The sequence below is a fragment of the Vibrio sp. D173a genome, from assembly GCF_030248475.1.
Genome location: NZ_JAHGAH010000793.1, coordinates 1 through 983, shown reverse-complemented (window position 1 = coordinate 983; position 983 = coordinate 1). Strand labels below are relative to the sequence as shown.

Genomic DNA, 983 nt, shown 5'->3' with positions numbered 1-983 from the left:
AACCTATGGTAAGTATCGTTACCAACATCGAAGCTGACCACATGGATACCTACGGTGGTGATTTCGAAACATTAAAGCAGACTTTTATCGACTTCCTACACAACCTACCGTTTTACGGTCAGGCTGTCATGTGTGTTGATGATCCAGTAGTCCGCGAGCTGATCCCTCAGGTTAGTCGTCAGGTGATCACTTACGGCTTCTCGGAAGACGCTGATGTGCGTATCGAGAACTACCGTCAAGAAGGCCAACAAGGCAAATTCACGGTGGTTCGTGAAGGCAAGGCGAATCTTGATATCACACTGAATATTCCAGGTCGTCACAATGCATTGAATGCATCGGCAGCGATTGCTGTGGCAACAGAAGACGACATTAGCGATGAAGCGATTCTAAAAGCAATGGCGGGTACTCAAGGCACAGGCCGTCGTTTTGATCACTTAGGTGAGTATGAAACGGGCAAAGGTGTTGCGATGCTTGTGGACGATTACGGTCATCATCCAACGGAAGTCGACGTGACTATCCAAGCCGCACGCAGCGGTTGGGAAGACAAGCGTTTAGTCATGATTTTCCAGCCGCACCGCTATAGTCGTACGCGTGATCTGTTTGATGATTTCGCAAACGTGCTGGAGCAGGTAGACGTGTTAATCTTGCTGGATGTCTACTCTGCAGGTGAGAAACCAATTGCTGGTGCTGACGGTCGTGCGCTGAGCCGAACCATTCGTGGTCGTGGTAAAATCGATCCAATCTTTGTTCCGGATATTGCAGCGTTCCCATCGACGTTGGCTAACGTAATCCCAGGGGATGTTGGCCGCGTGGCGAAACAGCTAGAAGCGCTGCAATTAGACATTAATAAAATGCAGAGTGCTTAATAGAATAAGTTCACGCATACTGTGGTCGAGCGCTCACTTCTTGCGCTTGACCCAAAAGTGGATTACGAGAAGAGCCGCCTGAAAGTGTCTGTATCGATCTTTGGTCGTGCAACACCA

1 protein-coding gene is annotated in these 983 nt (G+C 49.0%); it reads left to right on the top strand.

The window, feature by feature from the left end; genetic code table 11:
• On the top strand, window positions 1-866 hold an 866-nt coding region (locus KIV40_RS29345), incomplete at its 5' end, for a Mur ligase family protein (protein WP_285352758.1).
• Window positions 867-983: the final 117 nt, after the last annotated feature.